This is a genomic window from Phaeovulum vinaykumarii (assembly GCF_900156695.1).
GTDB lineage: Bacteria > Pseudomonadota > Alphaproteobacteria > Rhodobacterales > Rhodobacteraceae > Bieblia_A > Bieblia_A vinaykumarii.
In genome coordinates, this window is record NZ_FTOM01000010.1 from 1 (window position 1) to 22135 (window position 22135).

The window sequence follows — 22135 nt, forward strand, 5'->3', positions numbered from 1 at the left end:
GGTCAGCACTCGATGCGTCCTTCCCTGGCCCGTCTGGTCCCCAGCGCCCTACAAAACACGCGCCCCCTTGTCCAGTCCCGCGCAAGGACCGCGGGGACGCGCGGCGCAGGGGGATCCCGCCGTCATCACCATCGTGTCCACCCCGGCGCGAAGGCGACGGTGCGGTAACCACTGGGCGCGGGGCGGCATTGTCGGATGCGCCCTGCCCCCAGCGGCAGTCCCGCCCGCGCTCTTCGTCAGGAGAAAGGCGTCAGGAGAATGGGCGGCCCGTGACCGCGCATGAAAGGGCTGTGGGCCGCAGGGGGGGGAGCGGCGCAAAGACCCTCCGTTCCGCGCGGCGACCTTGCGCCCCGTGAAATCGCGGGTCTTCGGCAGCGCGAGCCCCGATCCGGCATTGAGGGGAAGCCATCAAACCGGGTGCATCCCTGCCCTGGGCCCGTCTCATTCCTGATGTCTGCGATCGCGGCGCCCGCGACGGCGGAGAGGACGTGCTCTTGGTGTTGGCCGATCGGCGTGTCGGTCGTATCGGTGGCCCTGGCGCCAGTCCTTGAGGCAGCAAAACATGATCCCGATCGGATTGCGCCATTGGCAACGACGCTTGTCCTGTCCGGCGAGCACCTTGGCGTTTTCCGCCCCGGACGCAGATCCGTATGCCCTTGTCTTTCAGTGCATCCCGATCTTTCAGTGCATCCCGAAATCCGCCCACCAGCGCACCCCGAACCTTGCCGTGTCACATCTCCGACCTGGCCCACATCCCGTCGCCTGCGGTGACGCCTCCTTTCTACGCCTTTTCGCTGCTCGGCGCCTTGGCGTGCGCAACCGTGCTGCGCACGGGGACAGCAGAGCGCCCCGATGACGCTGGCACGCGCCGGCGACAGCGAGCCAGCGCCACGGCTTGTCATCGCACGGGGGCTTGTCATCGCACGTTCCCTGTCGCCCCGCGCCGGGCATGACCTGCCAGACATCACGATGCAACGACGCGCGCGCAACCGGCGCGCGTCTGCCTGGGTTCCATGCTCAGACGCGCGCAGATCCTTTACGCGGCCTGAACGCGCAGGATGCGCGTCAGAACAATTCGACCTCGTTGCCGGCGGTCTTGGGCGGTTCCTCCCGCAGGCGGGCGTCGTCGAGAAGCCGCTGGCGCGCGCGCCCGGTTTCGGGCCAGAATTCGACGCGCCGCGCAGAGGTGCCGCCCAGGCTTTCGCCGACACAGACGATGCCTTCGCGGCGCAGGAAATCCCGCACGAAGACCGCGTTCTTCGCACCGACATCGGACAGCCCCTCGATCATCCGGGCGCCGCCGAAGATCTTGGCCTTCAGCCGGTCACGCCGCGCGCCCTGCTTGGTCAGCGCGTTGATGAGAAGCTCCATGGCGTTCACCCCGAAGCTGGCGACCTGAACGCCCTGGGTCGAGCCTTCGGGCAGCAGGAAGTGGTTCATGCCCCCGACGCCGGCCTGTTCGTCGAACAGACAGGTGGCCACGCACGAGCCGAGGATCGTGGTCAGCGAGCCCCCCGATCCGTCGCCGATTGCGAATTCGCCTTGGGTGATATGCCTCGGGCGGCCTGGTTTGTTGAAATGCATGCTCATGCGCACAACCCTCGAGAACCGGCATCGGAGGCGCGCATGCGGCGGGCGGACGCGGCGCGATCCTTGCAGGTCAGTGTCAGAATTTCCTCGGAAATCCGCGTGATCGGCACGGCAACCGAGGCGGCCCCGATCTCGAGGGCCGCGCGCGGCATCCCGAACACGACCGAACTGGCCTCGTCCTGGGCGATGCAGTTTGCCCCGGCTTCGCGCATCCGCAGCATCCCTTCGGCGCCGTCACGCCCCATGCCGGTCAGCATCACGCAGACCGACTGTTTGGCGATCGACAGCGCGGAATCGAACATCACTTCGACCGACGGGCGGTGTCCATTGCGCTTTTCCGAAGCGAGCAGATGGCAGGCCGGGGCGCGGTCACCGCGCACCGCCAGGTGATATTCTCCACCCGGCGCGATATAGACATGGCCCTGCTTGAGCATCGCACCTTCGGTGGCCAGCTGCACCTCGGGCGCCACGCGGGGATTGAGCCGCGCGGCGAAGCTGGCCAGGAAGCCCGCCGGCATATGCTGGGTGATGAGCGTCGGCGGACAATCCTTGGGATAGCCCGCAAGAACCGTTTCAAGCGCATCGACGCCACCGGTCGAGGAGCCGATGAAGACATAGCGGCCGTTCCAGCGAAAGCTGGTCGCCGGCGCGATGGCCGGACGCGCACCCGGCCGCATCAGCCGCGCGCCGGCCGCTGCAACCAGAATATCGGGCAGGCTGGCGAAGCTGTCCGCCGTCGTCGGGCCGGCGCTCTTGCCGATACATTCCACCGCCCCGAGCGACAGCGCCTCGAGTGCGGCGGTCGATCCACGGTGGGTCTCGCTCGAGACCATAACCACGGGCATCGGCCGCAGCCGCATCAGTTTTTCGAGAAATTCCAGCCCGTTCATGCGCGGCATCTCGACATCGAGCGTGATAACATCGGGATTGAGCGCCTTGATCTTCTCGCGGGCCTCGTAGGCGTCGCAGGCCTCACCGACGACATCGAGACGGGGGTCTTCCCTGAGCCGGAGGCGGATCAGCTGGCGGATGGTAGCAGAATCGTCCACGATCAGGACCTTGACCGGTCTCATATTGTCACTCCTTCACGAAATTCCAGGCCTCGGCGGTGGTGGCCTCTTGGCGCATCAAAAATCTTCCCAGTCATCCGACGCGGGGGCGGCCGCTGTCGCCGTGCGCGCCCCACCGCCGCTCATCGCGCGCGGCGGAGGCGGCGGGGCCACCTTGGCGGCGGGCGGTGCGGGCTTGCGCGCGGCAGGGACCGCTTCGGGAGCGCTGCGAACCGGTTTGGGGCTGGGCTTCGGGGCACTGGGCGCCTTGGCGGCCGGCGCCACCTTCTTGGCCGGACGAGCGGGCGCGGTCCCCCCGGTGCGGAAGCGCGAGGTTGCCTCGCTCAGGTTTTCGGCCGAACGGCTCAGCGAATGGCTGGCGGCGGTGGTTTCCTCGAACATGGCGGCGTTCTGCTGCGTGACCTGATCGAGCTGGTTCACCGCAACGTTGATCTCGGCCAGCCCCGAGGATTGCTCCTGAGACGAGGCCGCGATTTCGGAGACACGCGCCGAGACATCGTTGACGGCGGCCAGGATCTTCTTGAGTGCAGAGCCGGCTTCGCCCACCAGATCGACGCCCTTGCGCACCTGCGAGGACGAGGTGGAGATCAGCGCGTCGATCTCGCGCGCGGCCTCGGACGAGCGCTGCGCCAGCGCCCGGACCTCGGAGGCGACCACCGCAAAGCCGCGTCCCGCTTCGCCCGCCCGCGCCGCCTCGACGCCGGCATTGAGCGCCAGGAGGTTGGTCTGGAAGGCGATGTCGTCGATGACCGAAATGATCTTGGAAATCTGGGTCGAGGAGTTTTCGATCTCGCCCATGGCGGTGACGGCCTGTTCGACGACCACGCCCGAAGCTTCGGCATTGGCGCGGGTTTCGGAGACCACGCGGTTGGCTTCATTGGCGCCGGCGGCCGAGGATTTCACGGATTCGGTCAGTTCATTCAGCGCGGCGGCCGTTTCCTCGAGGGTGGCGGCCTGCTGCTCGGTGCGCCGCGAAAGATCTTCGGCGGCATTCGAGATCTCGCGGCTTTCGCCTTCGATCTCGATGGCGTTCTCGATGACGGTCTCGATGGCGCGGCGCAGGTTCTGTGCGGCCGTGTTGAAGTCAGCGCGCAGCTGTTCGTATTCGTCCGAGAAACGCGTGTCGATATGGGCCGAGAGATCGCCCTCGGACAGCTGCGTGAGGCCCTTGCGCAGAGCGTCGACAACCACCGCCTGGGCGCGGCTGAGTTCAAGGCGCGAGTCTTCGGCGGCCTTGAGCTTGCGCTGTTCCTCGGTGACGTCATTGGCCATCATGACGATCTTGAGCGTCAGGCCGCGGCGGTCGAGCACGTTGGTGATGGAGCCGTCGAAGATGCGGTCCTGGCCGTCGGCGCCTTGCGCGATGAAGCGCCCGCTGAGCGATTCCTCACGCGCAACCAGTTCCGAGATCGCGGGTTGCGAGGCGTCGGGATCGGCCGGGTCGACGAAGCGCAGGAAGCGATCGACCGCCGCACCCTTCATCGCGTCGGCCGGGCTGCCCATGGCCGTCACCAGGTTGTCGTTGGCCGACATCAGTTTCCAGTCGGCATCGAATTCGGCGATCAGCTGGTTGCGGTCGATGGCTTTCAGCACCGAACGGTTCATCCGTTCCTCGGTCACGTCGCGCCATTCGATCACCAGCCCGATGCGCCGGTCGTCGCGGATGACTTCGGAGATGTTCAGGATCATGCGCGCCTGACCGACGATGATATCGGCGCGATAGGGCAGGTTTTCCGAACGCGACAGGAAGGCCCGGATCCGCCCGTTGTCATTGTGGAAAATGTCCATGCTCTGACCCAGCAGACGGTCGGGGTCGATCTCCGGGGTCACGGTGCGGAAATCGTCGATCCGGCCACGGATCAGGTCGGTGACAGCGGTGTTGTAGTAATTGATCACGAAGTCGGGGTTGACCATCATCATCGCCGCCGAGCTTCCCTCGAAGGCAGCACCCTTCAGCGCGGCATCCTGGGCAAGATCCTCGTTGCGCGCCATCTCGAAGCGGAAATCGTCGAGCGCGCGGGCAATCTCACCCACCTCGTCGCGACGGTCGGCATGCGGCACCTCAACCTCGAGCTGGCGGGCGGAAATGGCATGCAGGGCGCCGCCCACGGCTTTCAGCGGGCGCGCGATCGAGCGCGACATCAGATAGGCAAGCACCATCAGCGCGCCCATGACCCAGATCGCCTGCATCATCAGTTCGCGCCCCAATTCGGTCGCGGGCGCGAACAATTCGTCGGTGCCCTGCTCGACGACCAGCGCGTAATCGGTCCCGAAGAGGTTGAGCTTGTCGACCGACAGCACCGCGGGACGGCCGTCATGGCCTTCGCCGAAGAAGGTCGCCTTCTCGCCCGACAGACCGCGGCGCACGGCCTCGGTGTCGATCGAGATGTTCAGCATGGTCGGCGCTTCCGACAGCCGCAGGTTGTTGTGCACCAGGCGATCTTCGGGGACCAGATAGCCTTGCCCGGTCTCGCCCAGCCCCCGCGGACGGCTGAGCACGGCGTCGATCACGTCATTGCTGATCTGCACGGCAAAGACACCCAGAAGACGACCGCCGCGGGTCTTGACCGGCGCGGCCAGAAAGGCCGCCGGGGCCCCGGCCGAAGGCGCATAGGTCTCGAAATGGCTTTCGACCAGATCCTGTTCGGGGTTTTCCAGCACCGATCGCGCCACATGGGCCAGTTCGCTGTCGCGCCAGCGCCCGCTGAGCAGGTTGGTGCCGAAATCGGCCTCTTTTGAGACGGTGAAGACGATGTTGCCCTCGGGGTCGATCAGGAAGATGTCGTGATAGCCCTTCTGATAGCGCAGATCGCGCAGCACGGGCTGATAGCGGCGGTGAATGATGCCGTATTCGTCGGGCTCGCCGGGATAGTCGAGCTTCTCGCGCTGACCCAGGGGATGGGGATTGCCGCTTTGGTAATTGCTGTCGAAATAGGCGGCGCGGTCGCCCTCGATCCGGTTCCAGGCCGACAGGAATTCGCGCATCGCGCGCTCGGCCTGAAGGCTGCCCGCCTGGGTTTTCACATCCACGCGCAGGCCGTTCTGCCAGGTCTCCAGTTCCCGGTGACGTTCGTCGAGGGTCGAGGCCAGTCGCTCACGACCTTGCTCCTCGAGAAGCGCCCGGGCGTTGCGATAGGAACTGACCGAGGTGATCGCCATGGACACCGCGGCGATCAGGACCAGCATCAGCGGCAACTTGACCGTGAGCTTGAGATTGTTGAGGAACCGCATCTTCTACTCCGACTTGCCCCTTAACGGGCGCACTCATCTGTGAAAACGACCCCAAACAGGGTCACGTCATTCCGCCCGAGACTGCGTGCAAGTGCTGAAGATATGCTTAAGTGCGTTTCTAAACTGGCGCGCCAGATCCCGCGCTTTTTCAACGTATAGACGTCGATGGCGTGCGGGGCGCGCGCGCTCAGAGCATGCCGGTCAGGCCGGTGCGCGTGCGGCGCAGCGCCCGAAGAAAAGGCGATCCGGAAAAGCCCGCCAGCGGTCCGGCCGCATCGCGCGCGCGTGCAGCGCGCAATTCGGCGCGCGCATCAACGGCCGGAAGCAGCGCGGCCCGCAGCGGCCAGGCGGCAGGCAGAAGCGCGTCCCCCGCCCGATCCAGCCGCGCCAGCCCCTGTTGCGCCAGATCGGTGATTCGCGGCCCCGCGGGCGCAAGACCGGGCCGCCCGCGCGCGTCAAGCTCGGGCAATGCGGCCAACCATCCGCCCAGGGCCGCCGCCGCCCCCAGATCGACGAGGGCCGCCCCCCCGTCACAGCCCAGCGCCGCCGCCGCCGCCCGCATGACACCGCCGCCCGTGGCCTCGAGATAGGCCCAAAGATCCTCGGCGCGCGCGAAGGGGCTGTCGGGGTGGCAATCGCGGCGGCGGGCTTCGGCCACGCCCAGAAGCGCTGCGCGCACCTTGGCCGGGCCCTCAAACAGCGCCGCCAGCGCCGGGGGGGCATTGGCCGGAAGATCGGGGGCCGCCAGCCGGTCGATCCACCATTGCAGGCGCATTTCGGCCAGAAGCGGCTCGCGCGCGGCCCAAGGCGCACGCGCCAGCTCCAGATTGACCGCATAGACCGGCCAGAGCGCGGGCCGCAGAGCGGCGGGCGCGGCCATCGTGGCGGCGAACCGCAAGGGGTCGCCCGCCTCGACCTGCGCCGCGATCGGGGCCAGATCCGCGCTCATCCGACCGGGGTCGCGCCGTCGCGCAGAAGCTTCCAGTTCACCGCATCCAGAAGCGCCTCGAAGCTGGCATCGACGATGTTGGGCGACACCCCCACCGTGGACCAGCGTCGGCCCTGCCCGTCCTCGCTGTCGATGATGACGCGGGTCACGGCATCGGTGCCGCCTTGCGTGATGCGCACGCGGAAATCGACCAGCTTCATGTCGTCGATGCAGGATTGATAGGGCCCCAGATCCTTGCCCAGCGCCTTTGAAAGCGCGTTGACCGGGCCGCGGTCGGTGCCGTCCTCGCCCAGGCTTTCCGACACCGACAAGGACCGGTGCCCGTCGATCTGGACGACCACCACCGCCTCGGACAGGGTCTTGATCTCGGCACCCACGCGCCGCCGCTCGACCGTGACGCGATAGCGCGTGACGTCGAAGAAGCGCGGCAGAAGGCCCAGTTCGGCCCGCGCGACCAGCTCGAAGCTGGCCTGCGCGCCGTCATAGGCATAGCCCTGATCCTCGCGCGTCTTGATGGTGTCAAGAATGCGCGCCAGCCGCGGGTCGTCGCGCGCGATGGCGATCCCCGCCGCCGCGAGACGCGCGCGCAGGTTCGACTGGCCGGCTTGGTTCGACATCGGGATCAGGCGGGTGTTGCCAACCGTCTCGGGGGGGATGTGCTCATAGCTCGACGGATCCTTGAGGATCGCCGAGGCATGCAGCCCCGCCTTGTGGGCAAAGGCGCTGGCCCCGACATAGGGCGCCGAGCGCAACGGCACCCGGTTCAGGATATCGTCAAGCATCCGGCTGACGCGGGTCAGCCCCGCCAGCGCCTCGGGGGTGATGCCGGTCTCCAGCGTCTCGGCGAAGGGCGGCTTGAGCAGAAGCGTCGGGATCAGCGCGGTCAGGTTGGCGTTGCCGCAGCGTTCGCCCAGCCCGTTCAGCGTGCCCTGCACCTGCCGCGCCCCCGCCGCGATCGCCGCCAGAGAACCCGCCACTGCATTGCCGGTGTCGTCATGGCAATGGATGCCCAGCTGGCGGCCCGGAATGCCCGCGGCGATGACCTCGGCGGTGATGCGCCCGATCTCGTCGGGCAGCGTGCCGCCGTTGGTGTCGCAGAGCACGATCCAGGCGGCCCCGGCCTCGCGCGCGGCCATCAGGCAGGCCAGCGCATGGGCGCGGTCGTGTTTCCAGCCGTCGAAGAAATGCTCGGCGTCGAACAGCGCCTCGCGCCCCAGGCCGCGGATATGCGCGATCGACGATCCGATCGCATCCAGGTTGTCCGCGGCGCTGATGCCCAGCGCGCCCTCGACCTGGCCCAGATGCGTCTTGCCGACGATGCAGACGGCGGGCGTGCCGGCGTTGATCACCGCGGCCAGCACATCGTCATTGGCCGCCGAGCGGCCCGCGCGCTTGGTCATGCCAAAGGCGGTGAAGGTGGCGCGGGTCTGCGGCGCCTGGGCGAAGAAATCGCTGTCGGTGGGGTTGGCGCCGGGCCAGCCGCCTTCGATGTAATCGACGCCCAGCGCATCCAGCGCGCGCGCGATCTGGACCTTCTCGGAGACCGAGAACTGCACGCCCTGCGTCTGCTGCCCGTCGCGCAAGGTGGTGTCGTAGATGAAAAGGCGCTCGCGGATCATCACGTGGCCTCCGCGCGTCGGGCGCAGGCGCGCCACCGGGGTCTCAGGGCGCCCATCACAGCCCCTCCAGCTTCGCGGCGTCGAAATTCGGGCCGGGCAGAAGCTCGACCCCCGCCTTCGACATCCGCACCTCGACACCCGCCGCCACCAGCGCCGATTTCAGCGCATCCACGGGGGCGAAATCCTTGGTGTCCATGGCCTTGACGCGCAGGTCGGCCAGCTTCGCGGCCAGATCCGACAGATCGGCCTCGGGCGCTGCGGCCCAATCGCCCATGCCCGCCTCGAGAAGCCCCAGGAGCCGGGCCGAGGCCACCAGCACCGCCGGATCCGCGATCCGGTGCAACGCCGCAATGGCGCCCGCCGTGTTCAGGTCGTCACAGAGCGCCGCGATCACCTCGGGCGCCGCGCTCGGGGCGGGGTCGATCCCCGCGCCGAGCGCCCGCCACTTGCGCAGCGTCGCCTCGGCCTGGGCCGCCTTCTCCGCGGTCCAGTCCATCGGCTTGCCGTAATGGGTCTGAAGGAACACGAACCGGATCACCTCGCCCGGAATGCCTCGGTCCAGCAGATCGCGCACGGTGAAGAAATTGCCCAGGGACTTGGACATCTTCTTGCCCTCGACCTGCAACATCTCGTTGTGCAGCCAGTAGCGCGCGAATTGCCCCTCGGGGTGGGCGCAGCAGCTCTGCGCGATCTCGTTCTCGTGGTGGGGGAATTGCAGGTCGATCCCGCCCGCGTGAATGTCGAAGGACGCCCCCAGAAGCGCGTGCGACATGGCCGAGCATTCGATATGCCAGCCGGGCCGGCCGCGGCCCCAGGGGCTGTCCCAGCCGGGAAGATCCGCGTCCGAAGGCTTCCACAGCACGAAATCCATCGGGTCTTCCTTGAAGGGCGCCACCTCGACCCGCGCGCCTGCGATCATGTCATCGACCGACCGGCCCGACAGCGCCCCGTATTCCGTGTAGGACCGCACCCGAAACAGCACATGGCCGTCGCGGGCATAGGCATGGCCCTTCTCGACCAGATCCGCGATCATCGAGATCATGGCGCCGATGTAATCGGTCGCGCGCGGCTCCTGCGTCGGGCGCAGCGCCCCCAGCGCATCCATGTCGGCGTGATACCAGCCGATGGTCTCCTCGGTGCGCGCGCGGATCAGCTCTTCCAGCGTGCCGGGCGCCCCCGCCTCCTTGCGCGCCAGCGCCGTGGCGTTGATCTTGTCATCCACGTCGGTGAAATTGCGCACATAGGTGACGTGATCGGGGCCATAGACATGCCGCAGCAGCCGAAACAGCACGTCAAACACCACCACCGGGCGGGCATTGCCCAGATGCGCGCGGTCATAGACCGTGGGCCCGCACAGATACATCCGCACATTCGCCGGATCGATCGGAACGAAGGCCTCCTTCTTGCGGGTGCGGGTATTGGTCAGACGGATCTCGGTCATCTTCGGTCCTCGGCGCGCCACAGCTCCAAAAGCTGCGAGGCGGTCTAGCACCATCCGCCCCCGAGGAAAACCGAAAGCGGCCCGACAGATCGCCGCCCATCAGGGGCGGGATCGGGGCCAACCGGCCCCGGCGGCCGAGCGCCCCCTCGACGGGGGCCGAGGCCGCTCTCCCCCCGTCCCGCCCGATGCCGCCTCAGCGGAACAGGACCAGCGCGCCCGGCGACCAGGCCACGCGGGTGCGCGTGCCGATATCCAGCACCGGCCGCCCGAAGACATTGCGCATCGAGATGCGCACCGAATGGTCCAGCCCGTCCAGTCGCACGTCGTAATAGGTCATGTCGCCGTAATAGACGACCTCCTCCACGACGCCTGGCGCCTCGCGCCCGCCGGCCTGCTGGCCCTCATAGAGAATGGTCAGCGTCTCGGGGCGCATGCCGACGCTGGCCGGCCCGCCGCGCGTCACACCCGGCGCCTGCGCCGGCTCGATCTCGACCTGGCCCAGCCCGGCCACCTCCAGCTGGATATGGCCGCCCGCCTCGCCCGTCACCTGGCAGGGCAGGAAGTTCATCACCCCGATGAACTCGGCCACGCGGCGCGAGTTCGGCCGGCGATACAGCGTCTCGGGGTCGGCCAGCTGCGCGATCTCGCCCTCGAACATGACCGCGATCCGGTCGGACATGACCAGCGCTTCCTCCTGATCGTGGGTGACCAGCACGAAGGTGATCCCGACCTCGCGCTGAAGCTTGATCAGCTCGACCTGCATCTGTTCGCGGATCTTGCGATCCAGCGCCGAAAGCGGCTCGTCCAGAAGCAGCACCTTGGGCTTGAGGATCAGCGCCCGCGCCAGCGCCACGCGCTGCCGCTGCCCCCCCGACAGCGCATGCGCCGCGCGCGCGCCATAGCCCTTCAGGCCCACCATCTCGAGCGCCTCCTCGACCGCGCGGGCCTTTTCGGCGCGCGACCGCGGATCGCGGCGCAGCCCGAAGCCCACGTTCTCGGCCACGCTCAGATGCGGAAAGATCGCATAGCTCTGGAACACCATGTTCGTGGGCCGCTTGTTGGCGGGCACATTCTCCATGTGCCGCCCGTCGATCATCACCGCCCCCGAGGAAATGTCCTCGAACCCCGCGATGGTGCGCAAAAGCGTGGTCTTGCCGCAGCCCGACGGCCCCAGAAGCGAGAAGAACTCGCCGCCGTTGATGCGTGCGCTGATCCCGCGCAGGGCGTGATAATCGCCGTAATATTTGTGGACGTTGTCGAATTCGATCATCGTCGCGCGCGATGTGCTCACAGGAAGCCTCCGGTGTCCTTGATGCCGGTCCGGGCAACGCCGCGGCGGCGGAAATATTCGGCGATGGTCAAGAGCAGGACCGACATCGCCACCAGCACCGTCCCCAGCGCCATGATCATCGGGATCCCCTTGGGAAAGCGCAGTTGCGAGAAGATATAGGTGGGCAGGGTCGGCTCGGCGCCCGCCAGGAAGAAGGCGATGATGAATTCGTCAAGGCTGATCGTGAAGGAAATCAGCAGCGACGAAATGATCCCCGGCATCACCAGCGGCAGCGTGATCAGGCGGAAGGTCGAGAATTTCGTCTCGCCCAGGTCATAGGCCGCTTCCTCGAGCGAGCGATCAAGCGCCCCGAACGAGGTGTTCAGGATCGCCGCGGCATAGGGCGTGCAGATCAGCACATGCCCCAGGATCACCGTGAAGGCCGAAAGCGACACCCCCAGTTGCAGCAGCACCACCAGCAGCGAGACCGACACGATGATCTCGGGCAGCACCAGCGGCAGCATGATGAACCCCACGACCCCGCCCTTGCCCGGAAAGCGGAAGCGGGTCGCCGCGCGCGCCACGAACATGCCCAGCGCGGTCGCCATCACCGCCGATGACGTGGCGATCAGCAGCGAATTCAGCGTGGCCTTGCGCAGGGCCTCGTTCTCGGCCATCTGCGCGAACCATTGCGTCGTGAACCCCTTGAGCGGGAACGAGATCACGGTGGCGTCGTTGAAGGCAAAGAGCGGCAGCAGCAGGATCGGCGCATAGAGAAACAGCAGATAGGCCATCGCATAGAGGCGCAGGAACGGGATCTTCATTTCTGCCCCCTCAGGAACCGCCGGTTCAGCGCCAGAAACAGGATCGACACCACCGCGACGATCGCCATCGAGATCACCGCCACCGCCGAGCCCAGCGGCTTGTTGTCCATGTCGAGCATCCGCGCCTGGATCAGGTTGGCCACCATCGGGATCTTGCCGCCGCCGATCAGCTGCGGGGTCACGTAATCCCCGATCGTGGGAATGAAGACGATCAGCACCGCCGCGATCACGCCGGGCATGGCCAGGGGCAGCGTCACCCGCCAGAAGGTCATCAACCGGCTCTCGCCCAGATCCTGCCCCGCCTCCAGCAGTGCCCGGTCGATCTTCTCCAGCGCCACATAGATCGGCAGGATAGCGAAGGGCGCATAGGAATGGGACAGCGTCAGCACGATGGAATTGACGTTATAGAGCAGGAATTCCAGCGGCTTGTCGATCAGCCCCAGCTCCTTGAGGCCGGAATTGACGACGCCGTTGTAGCCCAGGATCACCTTCCACAGGAACACCCGGATCAGATACGAGGTCCAGAACGGAATGGTGATCAGGAACAGCCAGCGCGCCTTGAGCGCGGGGGCGACGTGAAAGGACAGGTAATAGGCGATCGGAAAGGCCGTCAGCACCGTGGCCAGCGTCACCAGCCCCGACACCCACAACGACCGCTGCATCAGCGCGGCAAAGATCGGATCGCTCAGCGTGGCCTGATAATTCTCGAGCGTGAATTCGGGAATGATCGTCAGATAGCCGTCCTTGAAGAAGGAAAAGGTGAACAAGGTCACCAGCGGTGCGGCCAGCAGCAACAGCGCGTAAAGCGCGGTCGGGCTGATCAGAAGCCAGCCGTTGACGGCCTCGGAATGGCGCAGCCGCGTCAAGAGCGGCGCCGCCCTCTGCGGCCCCGTGCTGTCGCCTCCGTTCCTGACGTCTGTGTCGCTGTCCATCCCGTCGCCCCTCGTGTCCCGGCCCGAAGACAGGGCCCGCTACCGGCCCCGCCGCGGGCGACGTTTACACAAGCTTACGGCCCGGAAAAGGGGCGTCCTGCCGGGAAAGTCGGCACCTTGCCCCGCGATGGGCCATGTGCCTAATTCTTGGGCGGTTCGACGGGCTGCGCGAAGCCCGCGCAAGCGGCCCGATCCCCGCTCGCCCCCCCTCCTGCCCGTCTCAGCCGCGCCTCGGCTCGGAGGGGCGGCCCGCTTGGGGATCGTCGCCCCAGGGCGGCGCCCCGCTCTCGACATGCAACAGCGCCAGCACCCCCGCCGGCAAGGGCGGCGCCGGGCGGGCGGCGTCCGCTCCGGCCTGGCCCGCCCCGCCCGCAGGCGGGGCCAGCCCGAAGACCGCCTCGATGGCGGCGCCGGGCTGTTCCTGCCCCAGAAGAAGGACTGCCTCACCCGCAGACAGCGCCCCGAGCGCCGCCGCGATCAGCACCCCGGCCGGGGCGTCCGGCGCGGCCCCGCCGATCTGCTGAACAGACAGACACCGCACCCCCGCCACCGGAACGCCCCAAAGGCAGGGCGCAGGCGGCGCGGTCAGCCCCAGGCGCCGGCGGATGGGCGCCAGACAGGCCTGCCGTCCCTCGGTTCCCAGCGCCCGCCAGGCTTCCCGCCCCGCGCAAAGGGCGCTTTGCGCGCGCGCCAGATCGCGCGGGCCGGCCAGCACCACGTTCAAGCCCCCCCGCAGCGCCATCCGCCCGTCAAGCGGCGCCCGCCAGGCCCCGCCCACGTAATGGGCCAGCGCCACTTCGGGATCGGCCTGAGGATCGGGGCCATGGGCGGGAGCAGGGGGCATCAGCGGAACCACCATCGGCTCAGACCGGCAGATCGCCGGGCGGGTTGTCCAGAAGCCGCGCCAGCCGCTCGAGCGCGCGGGCAAAGCGCTCCTCGGGGATGCCGCTGGCCACGGCGATGCGCACGGCATTGGGCGCGTGGCTCTCGGCCAGCGCATATTCATCGGCCGACCGCAGAAGGACGCCCTCGGCCTCGGCCATCCGGGTGAAGGTCGACGACCGCCAGCCCGCCGGCAGCCGCAGCCACAGGAAGGACAGCCCCTCCTGCCAGACCAGATCGAACCGGCCCAGCGTCGCCACGGCGATCTCGACCCGGCGCGCGGCCACGTCCTGGGCCGCCTTGCGCAGCCGCTCGGCCTCGCCCGAGCGGATCAGATGCGTGGCGATCTCGGTCACCGGGCGCGACAGGCCGAAATAGCTGTGCTGCGCGGCCAGCCGGCCGGCCTCGCCCATGCCCTCGGGACAGACCACCATCCCGAAGCGCAGCCCCGCCGAGATGGTCTTGGACAGCGACGTGACATACCAGGTCCGCTCGACCGCCAGTTCGCGCAAGGCGGGCAGATCGACCGCCGGCGAGGAATAGCAATCGTCTTCCAGGATCTGGAGATCATGCCGCCGCGCCACCGCCACGATCTCGGCCCGCCGGCGCGCCGACATCCGCGCCGCGGTCGGGTTCTGGGCCTCAGGCGTCAGACAGACCACCTGCCCGCCATGGCGTCGGCACGCCGCATCCAGCGCGCCGGGCACCATCCCCTCGGCATCGAGCCGCACCGGCACCACCTCGGCCCGCGCAAGCCGCGCGGCATGGCGAAAGCCGGGATAGGCCAGTTCCTCGGCCAGGACCACGGGTCGGTCGCCGCGCAGACAGCACGAGAACATCAGGTGAATGCCGTTCTGCCCGCCATGGGTCAGCACCAGATCTTCGGCCGACACCGGCCCCAACTGGCACGCCGAGAGCCAGTCGCGCACGGCCTCGCGGCAGGCATGATCGCGGCGCAGGCCGGGGTATTGCATGTAGGCCGCGCCCACCTCGGCCGCGGCGGCCACCATCGCCGCCCCGATCGCGGCGCTCTGCCCGACATCGGCCAGCTGCGGCGAGCGCAGATCCACCGCCCCCTCGAGCCCGGCGCCGCGGTCCTCGTAGAGCGGCTGCGTCGGCCCCAGCCGCGCGGGGCGTTCGGCCACGAAGGTGCCGCGCCCGACCTGCGCCTCGAGAACCCCCTCCTGCACCGCCGCCTGATAGGCGCGCGCCACCGTCCCCGGCGTCACCCCCAGCCGCCAGGCCAGATCGCGCACCGGCGGCAGCTTGACGCCCGGCGCCAGCACCCCCTCGCGCACGGCATCGCGCAGGGCGCGGCCCAGGGCCTGGTATTTCGGACCGCCAAGCGCGGACAGATCCGGGGTCCACAGCAGGGGATCCCCCCCCGGCCCACGGTTTTCAGCCGCAATTTCAGGCATTGAACCCCCATCTGCACACAAAACACGCGGCTTGTGTTTTGTATCAGTCACAATGTTTCACTGGAAGAGATTGTGCCGCGATTGTATCTTAATCTAGCAGGCAAACCTGCCCGGCTTCAATCAAATTGTATCACTACAATGCGACAGACCGGATCACCCGCGCCGATCCTGGCGCCAGACCTCTTCCTTCCGGGCGCGCCGCGCCCGCTGTCATCAAATAGGTGTCCCATGTTCAGCCCGTCCCTCGCCCGCAATCCCGCTCGGACCGCGCCCGCCTCGGCGCCGGTGAAGCTGGCCGCGGCTCTGGTGCGTATGGCCGAGACCTGGCACACCCGCCTGCGCAGCCGACAGGCGCTGGCGCATCTCGACGCGCATCTTCTCAAGGATATCGGCCTGGACCGCGAACACGCCCAGATCGAGGCCCGGCGGCCCTTCTGGCTGGCGTGATGCGCGTGGCGGCGCTTCGGCCGCCTGCATGTTTTCCCTGAAAGGTCCCGGACCCCTGAGGACCTCTTCCTCGGCCGGGTTCATTCCCGGCCGCTTTTTCGTGCGCGCGCCCGCGATGAAGGGCGCACAGGGCCGGAGAAGGCGTCAGCGCCGGCCGGGGGGGCTGCCCACCCCCGCCGCGCGCTTGAGCGGCACGACCTGCGCCGTCATCCCCGCGCGCAAATCGTCTTCCGCGTCGCGCCGTGGCGCGGAAACGGGACCGGCATCCGGGGGCAAGATCCCCTCGGGATGGCCGTCGACCGCCTTGCGCGCCATTTCGCGGCAGGCCGGGCAGACATCATAGACGACCGCTTCGACCTGCCCCGTGGCCGGATGCACCCCGCCGTTCAGCACCTCGTCGGTCCAGAACGGGCCCCGACGCACGGAATTGCAGAACGAACAGCGTTCGACGGCGGGTTCGTTCTCGGCGGCGGTCCGGTAAAGGCGGCGCAGCTTCGCCGGCCGCGACCACAGCAGATGATGGCTCGACAGCACCATCCCGTCGGTTCCGGGCACAAGGAACATGCGGAAAGCGCGCGCCGCGTCCACCGTGTCACAGCGGTAGTCCAGCTTGATGCGCTTGCCGCTGAGCCTTGACTGATAGAGCAGCGCGTTGAGCACCGACCAACTGGCAGAGCCGGAAACGAAATCGCGCAGTGGCAGGCCCACGACGGCTTCGGAGACCGCGCCCGCGCCGCCGCTGGACAGAGCGGCGTCATCCCAACCGCCGCCCGTGGCGACGATCCGATTTTCCTGATCCAACAGATAGGACAACACACTCATGAAACCCTCCGCGACATGCGGCACACATAACACCCAACGCAATCAACGTTTCAGAGATGTACAAAGATGTCAACTTGACGTTGCGTCAGTCCCCGCCATTCATCCACAGGGAAATTGCGCCCACACAATCAGGGCATCTAGCCGCGTGTCCACAGCCCCAGCGCACCCAGCCGCGGCGATTTCTTGTCCTGGTGGCGCTCCATCCGCATCAGGATCGTGCGCAGGAAGTCCAGCCCTTCGAGCAGATGCGGCCCCTTGTTGAGCATCACGCAATCGGCGCGCTGGCTCATGGCGGCATCCGTCGTCTCGGCGCGGCTGGCCTGGCCGTCCTTGAGCAGCCCCTCGAGCACCTGCGTCGCCCAGACCACCGGCACCTGCGCGGCCTCGCACAGCCACAGGATTTCCTCCTGGATCTCGGAGAGCCGCGCCAGACCCAGCTCGACCGCCAGATCGCCCCGCGCGATCATCACCGCCACCGGCAGCCGCCCGCCTGCGGTCACGATCATCTCGGGCAGGTTCTTCAGCCCCAGCGGCGTCTCGATCTTGAGCACGATCGCCGGCAGCGGCCGGCCGTCCGCGCGCGCCTCCATCGCCGCGATCAGCGCCAGCACATCGGCCGGGGTCTGCGCGAAGGACAGCCCCACCATGTCGGCATGCCCCACCACGAAATCCAGACACTCCAGATCCTGCGCCCCGATCGCGGGAATGGCCAGGTCGACGCCGGGCAGGTTCAGCCCCTTGCCGGGCTTGAGCCGCGCGCCGCCCGTGCGCGTGGTCAGGATCTCGATGCGCGCGGCCGCCCCCTCGCACAGGGTGACGCGGCCGGTCAGCTTGCCGTCGTCGAAGCTGACCTCGACGCCGGGGGAGAGATGGCCGAACAATTCAGGGTGACTGAGCGTGGCGGCCAGGCGCGCCCCTTGCGCGGGGCGCGGGGCACAAGGAACAGCGCCGGCCTGGATCTCGATGATGTCGCCGGGGCTCAGCTTGGGCAGCCCGCCGGTCGAAGCCCCGGCTTCGGCGGTCAGGGGCGGCGCGGCATGGGCCTTGTGCTTGCCCTTGGACTTGCCCTTGCCGGTTTTCTCGGGGCCAGATTTCTCGGGGCCGGATTTCTGCGCCTTGTCGCGGTCCTTGCCCGCGCCCCCCGGCGCCGGCACCACCGCCGCCAGCCGCAACTTGGGGCCCGGCAGGTCCATCAGCACCGGCACCCGTCGCCCCGCCTGCGCCCCGGCGCGGCGCACGTGGCCGATCATGGCAGCCCAGGCGTCGGGCGTGTCATGGGCGCAATTGACCCGCACCGCATCGGCGCCGCCGTCGATCAGCCGGGCGACGAATTCCTCGGCCTCGGCAGCCACGCCCGGCAGGGTCACCAGCACGCGCGTTCCCGGCCCGTCGACGCGCGCACCGAAAAGCGCGTCGCGCCGGGCGGTGATGCGGGCCTGGCCTTCGGTGAAGCGGCGCGGATCGGGAAAGGCCGGACGGCCCAGCCCCGCCACGCGTTCAAGGGCGGCAAGGCTGGCATCCAGACTGGCGCGGACATGGCCTTCGCAGCGGCCCAGCGACGACAGCCCCAGCGCCGACAGCCGCGGCTGGAGCGGGCGCAGGTCGATGGCGCGCAGGGCCAGCCAGGCCGCCAGATTCTGCGCCGAGGGCAGGAATTCGTGGCGCAGGATCAGACCATCCCAGGCCTCGATCCGCGCCGCCTCGGCCCGCGCCACCGCGACCGCCACCGCGCCCAGCTGCTCGGCCAGGTCGCGCGCGGCAAAGGCGTCGGCTTCCGCCCCGACCCGCCCGCCCGCAAGCCCTTCATTCATTCTCGTTGTCGTCTCGCTCCGCCCATCCATGGCGCACCCCCGATCCGGACCCCATCCGATCACCCTTGCACCCCGCCGTGACAGTTTCACGACACCCGCGCGTGCAGGGGCACGACACCCCCTTCCCCCGGCTGCCCCTTGCAACGCGGCGGCTGGCCGCATATGAAGCCGCGCAATGGGCACGGGCAGGAAAGGGGCGCGGGAATGCCGCTTCTGGTGATGAAATTCGGCGGCACGTCGGTCGCCGACCTCGACCGCATCAAGAACGCCGCCCTCAAGGTCAAACGCGAGGTCGAGCGCGGCTATGACGTGATCGTCATCGTCTCGGCCATGTCGGGCAAGACCAACGAACTGGTCGGCTGGGTCGAGCAGACCTCGCCGCTGTTCGATGCGCGCGAATATGACGCCGTGGTCTCGTCGGGCGAGAACGTGACCGCGGGGCTGATGGCGCTGACGCTTCAGGAAATGGATGTTCCGGCGCGCAGCTGGCAGGGCTGGCAGGTGCCGATCAACACGACCTCGGCGCATTCGGCGGCGCGTTTCGTGTCGATCCCGCCCGACAATATCGAGGCCAAGTTCGCCGAGGGCATGAAGGTGGCGGTCATCGCGGGCTTCCAGGGGCTGAGCCCCGAGGGCCGCATCACCACGCTGGGGCGCGGCGGATCGGACACGACCGCGGTGGCCTTTGCCGCGGCCTTCGGTGCCGAGCGCTGCGACATCTACACCGACGTGGACGGCATCTACACGACCGACCCGCGGATCTCGTCGAAGGCGCGCAAGCTTGACCGCATCGCCTTCGAGGAAATGCTGGAACTGGCCAGCCTGGGGGCCAAGGTGCTCCAGACGCGTTCGGTCGAACTGGCGATACGATATAATGTGCGTCTGCGGGTGCTCTCGTCCTTCGAGGACACCGACGAAACCTCTGGAACCCTGGTCTGCGGCGAGGATGAAATCATGGAATCGAAAGTCGTCTCGGGTATCGCCTATTCGCGTGACGAGGCCAAGATCACGCTGTTCACGATCGAGGATCGTCCCGGCGTGGCCTCGGCGATCTTCGGGCCGCTGTCCGAGGCCGGCGTCAACGTGGACATGATCGTCCAGAACATCTCGGAAAAGGATTACGACGAAAGCCATCCCGGTGCCGTCACCGACATGACCTTTTCCTGCCCGATCAATCAGGTCGCGCGCGCCAAGAAGGCGCTCGAGGATGCGATGGGCGCCGGCATCATCAAGTATGACGACCTCATCATCGACACCGATGTGGCCAAGATCTCGGTCGTGGGGATCGGCATGCGCAGCCACGCCGGCGTCGCGGCCAAGATGTTCCAGGCGCTGTCTGCCGAGAATATCAACATCAAGGTCATCTCCACTTCGGAGATCAAGATTTCGGTTCTGATCGATCGGAAATATATGGAACTTGCGGTGCAGGCGCTCCATGATGCGTTCGAGCTTGAAAAGTCGGCCTGATGCCTGAGCGCCCACGGCGGGGCGCGCGCGGACATCGCGGGCCCCGGGGGAGCGGTTTCGCGGCCGTGGCGGATCGACCATGAACGACCTTTCGGAAAGCGAGAGCCGCAAGCTTCTGCGGCGGCTTCAGGACACGCTGGCCACCCCGACCAAAGGGCAGGAGCGGCTGGACCGGATCACCCATCTGATCGCGGATTCCATGCGCTCGCAGGTGTGCTCGATCTATCTGTTCCGCGATGCCGAGACGCTTGAACTCTGCGCCACCGAAGGTCTGAACCCCGAGGCCGTGCACAAGACAAGGCTGCGGCTGGGCGAGGGTCTGGTGGGGCGCGTGGCACGCACGGCGCGGCCCGTCAACACCGGCAATGCGCCCTCGGTCAAGGGCTTTCGCTACATGCCCGAGACGGGCGAGGAAATCTATTCGTCCTTCCTGGGCGTGCCGATCCAGCGCGTCGGCGAGAAGCTGGGCGTGCTGGTCGTGCAGTCGAAGGAGGCGCGCGAATTCTCCGAGGACGAGGTCTACGGCCTCGAGGTCGTGGCAATGGTGCTGGCCGAGATGACAGAGCTGGGGGCCTTTCTCGGCGAGGGCGAGGCGCTGACGCGCGCCCACCACACCTATCCGGTGATGATCCGCGGCGCCTCGGGGCAGGAAGGGGCGGCCAAGGGCCGGGTCTGGCTGCACGAGCCGCGGGTGGTCATCACCAACCCCGTGGGCGAGGATCCCGAGCGCGAGCTGGAGCGCCTGCACGAGGCCATGTCGGCGCTGCGCGAATCCGTAGACCGGATGCTGGCCGAGGTCGTGGTGGGCGACGGCGATCATCTTCAGGTGCTCGAGACCTACAAGATGTTTGCCCATTCGCGCGGCTGGCTGCGCCGGATGGAGGAGGACATCGCCCGCGGCCTGTCGGCCGAGGCGGCGGTCGAAAAGGAACAATCCTCGGCGCGGGCGCGGCTCGAGCAGGTGCCCGACCCCTATCTGCGCGACCGGCTGCACGATCTCGACGACCTGTCGCATCGCCTGCTGCGGCTGCTGACGGGCCAGGGCCGTGACACCGGCGCCGAGATGCCCGAGGATCCGGTTCTGGTCGCGCGCAACATCGGTCCGGCCGAGTTGCTGGAATACGGGCGCCAGCTCAAGGGGGTGGTGCTCGAGGAGGGCTCGGTTGGCAGCCATGCCGCGATCGTGGCGCGGGCGCTGGCCATTCCGCTGGTCATCCATGCCGAGCGCGTCACCACCGAGGCGCTGAATGGCGATCCGATCCTGGTCGACGGCGATCAGGGCATTGTCCATCTGCGCCCCGACGACAGCGTGGCCACCGCCTTCGGCGAGAAGATCGCCATGCAGGCCGAGGCCCAGAGCCGCTATGCCTCGTTGCGCGACCTGCCCGCCCAGGCCCGCTGCGGCACGCGCATCAAGCTGACGATGAATGCCGGCCTGATGGCGGATCTGCCGTCGCTGGCCTCGTCGGGGGCCGAGGGCGTCGGCCTCTTTCGCACCGAGCTGCAATTCCTTGTGCGCAGCCATGTGCCGCGCCGGGCCGAGCTGGCCGCGATCTACAAACGGGTGATGGATGCCGCCGAGGGCCGCCGGGTGGTGTTCCGCACGCTCGACATCGGTTCGGACAAGGTGCTGCCCTACATGAAGCCGCAGGACGAGCCCAACCCGGCGATGGGCTGGCGCGCGATCCGGCTGGGGCTGGACCGTCCGGGCGTTCTGAAGATGCAGATGCAGGCGCTGGTGCGCGCCGCCCAGGGCCGGCCGCTGGCGCTGATGTTTCCTTTCATCGCCACCGCCGGCGAATTCGACCGCGCCCGCGAGATGTTCGACAAGGTGATCGCGCGCGAACAGGCGCTGGGCCATCCCGCGCCCTCGGGCATCGAGGTCGGCGCCATGCTGGAAACGCCCAGCCTGGCCTTTGCGCCGCTGTCCTTCTTCCGCGCGGCCGATTTCATCTCGATCGGGGGGAACGACCTCAAGCAGTTCTTCTTTGCCGCCGACCGCGAGAACGAGCGCGTGCGCCGCCGCTATGACACGCTGGACGGCAGCTTCCTGCGGCTGATCCGCCAGATCGTGGAGCGCTGCGACGAGGCCGGAACGCCGCTCTCCTATTGCGGCGAGGATGCGGGCCGCCCGCTCGAGGCGCTGACCTTCGCAGCCCTTGGCGTGCGGGCGCTGTCGATGCGGCCGGCCTCGATCGGGCCGGTCAAGCATCTGTTGCGCCGGGTGCATCTGGGCGATCTGTCCGACGAGATCCAGGCGGCGATGGATCGCGGGGTCGAGAACCTGCGGCCCGTCGTGCTGGGCTGTCTTTCACACGACTGATCCGGGCGCACGACTGATCGGGGCCGCCGGGGTGGGTTC

16 protein-coding genes are annotated in these 22135 nt (G+C 68.0%); 3 read left to right on the forward strand and 13 right to left on the reverse strand.

Annotated features, from left to right (window positions below):
* Positions 1 to 1065 precede the first annotated feature (1065 nt).
* The 11 genes from BW949_RS14800 to BW949_RS14855 all read right to left on the reverse strand — a co-directional run bounded on the left by BW949_RS14800 (position 1066) and on the right by BW949_RS14855 (position 15226).
* Positions 1066 to 1590, reverse strand: a complete 525-nt coding sequence (locus BW949_RS14800; protein WP_076367429.1) for a chemotaxis protein CheD — start codon at positions 1588 to 1590, stop codon at positions 1066 to 1068.
* The gene (locus BW949_RS14805) at positions 1587 to 2663 is read right to left on the reverse strand and encodes a protein-glutamate methylesterase/protein-glutamine glutaminase (RefSeq protein ID WP_076367431.1); all 1077 of its coding nucleotides are present in this window, start codon (positions 2661 to 2663) and stop codon (positions 1587 to 1589) included. Before BW949_RS14805 ends, BW949_RS14800 begins: the two co-directional genes overlap by 4 nt.
* Positions 2664 to 2717: 54 nt before the next feature.
* Positions 2718 to 5891, reverse strand: coding sequence for a methyl-accepting chemotaxis protein (locus tag BW949_RS16580; protein ID WP_083947792.1), 3174 nt, complete (start codon positions 5889 to 5891; stop codon positions 2718 to 2720).
* A gap of 187 nt (positions 5892 to 6078) precedes the next feature.
* Positions 6079 to 6840: a squalene/phytoene synthase family protein gene (locus BW949_RS14820; protein WP_076367433.1), complete on the reverse strand. Its 762-nt coding sequence runs from the start codon at positions 6838 to 6840 to the stop codon at positions 6079 to 6081.
* Positions 6837 to 8459 (reverse strand): citramalate synthase, encoded by a 1623-nt coding sequence (gene cimA / locus BW949_RS14825; RefSeq protein WP_076367435.1) that lies wholly within the window; start codon positions 8457 to 8459, stop codon positions 6837 to 6839. Before cimA ends, BW949_RS14820 begins: the two co-directional genes overlap by 4 nt.
* A gap of 55 nt (positions 8460 to 8514) precedes the next feature.
* Complete coding sequence (gene cysS / locus BW949_RS14830) at positions 8515 to 9900, reverse strand: cysteine--tRNA ligase (protein ID WP_076367437.1); 1386 nt, start codon at positions 9898 to 9900, stop codon at positions 8515 to 8517.
* A 193-nt stretch (positions 9901 to 10093) separates the two neighbouring features.
* Entirely contained in the window at positions 10094 to 11170 is a 1077-nt protein-coding gene (locus BW949_RS14835; protein WP_076367439.1) for an ABC transporter ATP-binding protein, read from the reverse strand.
* Positions 11171 to 11187: 17 nt separating this feature from the next.
* A complete protein-coding gene (locus BW949_RS14840; protein ID WP_076367441.1) occupies positions 11188 to 11994 on the reverse strand; it encodes an ABC transporter permease in 807 nt (268 codons plus the stop codon).
* Complete coding sequence (locus BW949_RS14845) at positions 11991 to 12851, reverse strand: ABC transporter permease (RefSeq protein ID WP_076367557.1); 861 nt, start codon at positions 12849 to 12851, stop codon at positions 11991 to 11993. Before BW949_RS14845 ends, BW949_RS14840 begins: the two co-directional genes overlap by 4 nt.
* Positions 12852 to 13146: 295 nt before the next feature.
* Positions 13147 to 13770, reverse strand: a complete 624-nt coding sequence (locus BW949_RS14850) for a hypothetical protein (RefSeq protein WP_210187220.1) — start codon at positions 13768 to 13770, stop codon at positions 13147 to 13149.
* 19 nt (positions 13771 to 13789) lie between these two features.
* Positions 13790 to 15226 (reverse strand): aminotransferase-like domain-containing protein, encoded by a 1437-nt coding sequence (locus tag BW949_RS14855; RefSeq protein ID WP_076367445.1) that lies wholly within the window; start codon positions 15224 to 15226, stop codon positions 13790 to 13792.
* A gap of 228 nt (positions 15227 to 15454) precedes the next feature.
* Here BW949_RS14855 and BW949_RS14860 point away from each other — a divergent pair, with 228 nt between their 5' ends.
* Positions 15455 to 15673 carry a DUF1127 domain-containing protein gene (locus BW949_RS14860; protein ID WP_076367447.1) on the forward strand — a complete coding sequence of 73 codons (219 nt, stop codon included), beginning with the start codon at positions 15455 to 15457 and terminating at the stop codon, positions 15671 to 15673.
* Between the two features lie 144 nt (positions 15674 to 15817).
* On the opposite strand, the gene BW949_RS14865 is transcribed toward BW949_RS14860, so the two are convergent.
* Positions 15818 to 16495, reverse strand: coding sequence for a hypothetical protein (locus tag BW949_RS14865; protein WP_143524456.1), 678 nt, complete (start codon positions 16493 to 16495; stop codon positions 15818 to 15820).
* A 137-nt stretch (positions 16496 to 16632) separates the two neighbouring features.
* The gene (locus tag BW949_RS14870; RefSeq protein WP_076367451.1) at positions 16633 to 18306 is read right to left on the reverse strand and encodes a pyruvate kinase; all 1674 of its coding nucleotides are present in this window, start codon (positions 18304 to 18306) and stop codon (positions 16633 to 16635) included.
* 204 nt (positions 18307 to 18510) lie between these two features.
* Here BW949_RS14870 and BW949_RS14875 point away from each other — a divergent pair, with 204 nt between their 5' ends.
* Together BW949_RS14875 and ptsP are read left to right on the forward strand one after the other, a co-directional pair.
* A complete protein-coding gene (locus BW949_RS14875; RefSeq protein ID WP_076367453.1) occupies positions 18511 to 19773 on the forward strand; it encodes an aspartate kinase in 1263 nt (420 codons plus the stop codon).
* Positions 19774 to 19852: 79 nt separating this feature from the next.
* Positions 19853 to 22096, forward strand: coding sequence for a phosphoenolpyruvate--protein phosphotransferase (ptsP, locus tag BW949_RS14880; RefSeq protein WP_076367455.1), 2244 nt, complete (start codon positions 19853 to 19855; stop codon positions 22094 to 22096).
* Positions 22097 to 22135 lie beyond the last annotated feature (39 nt).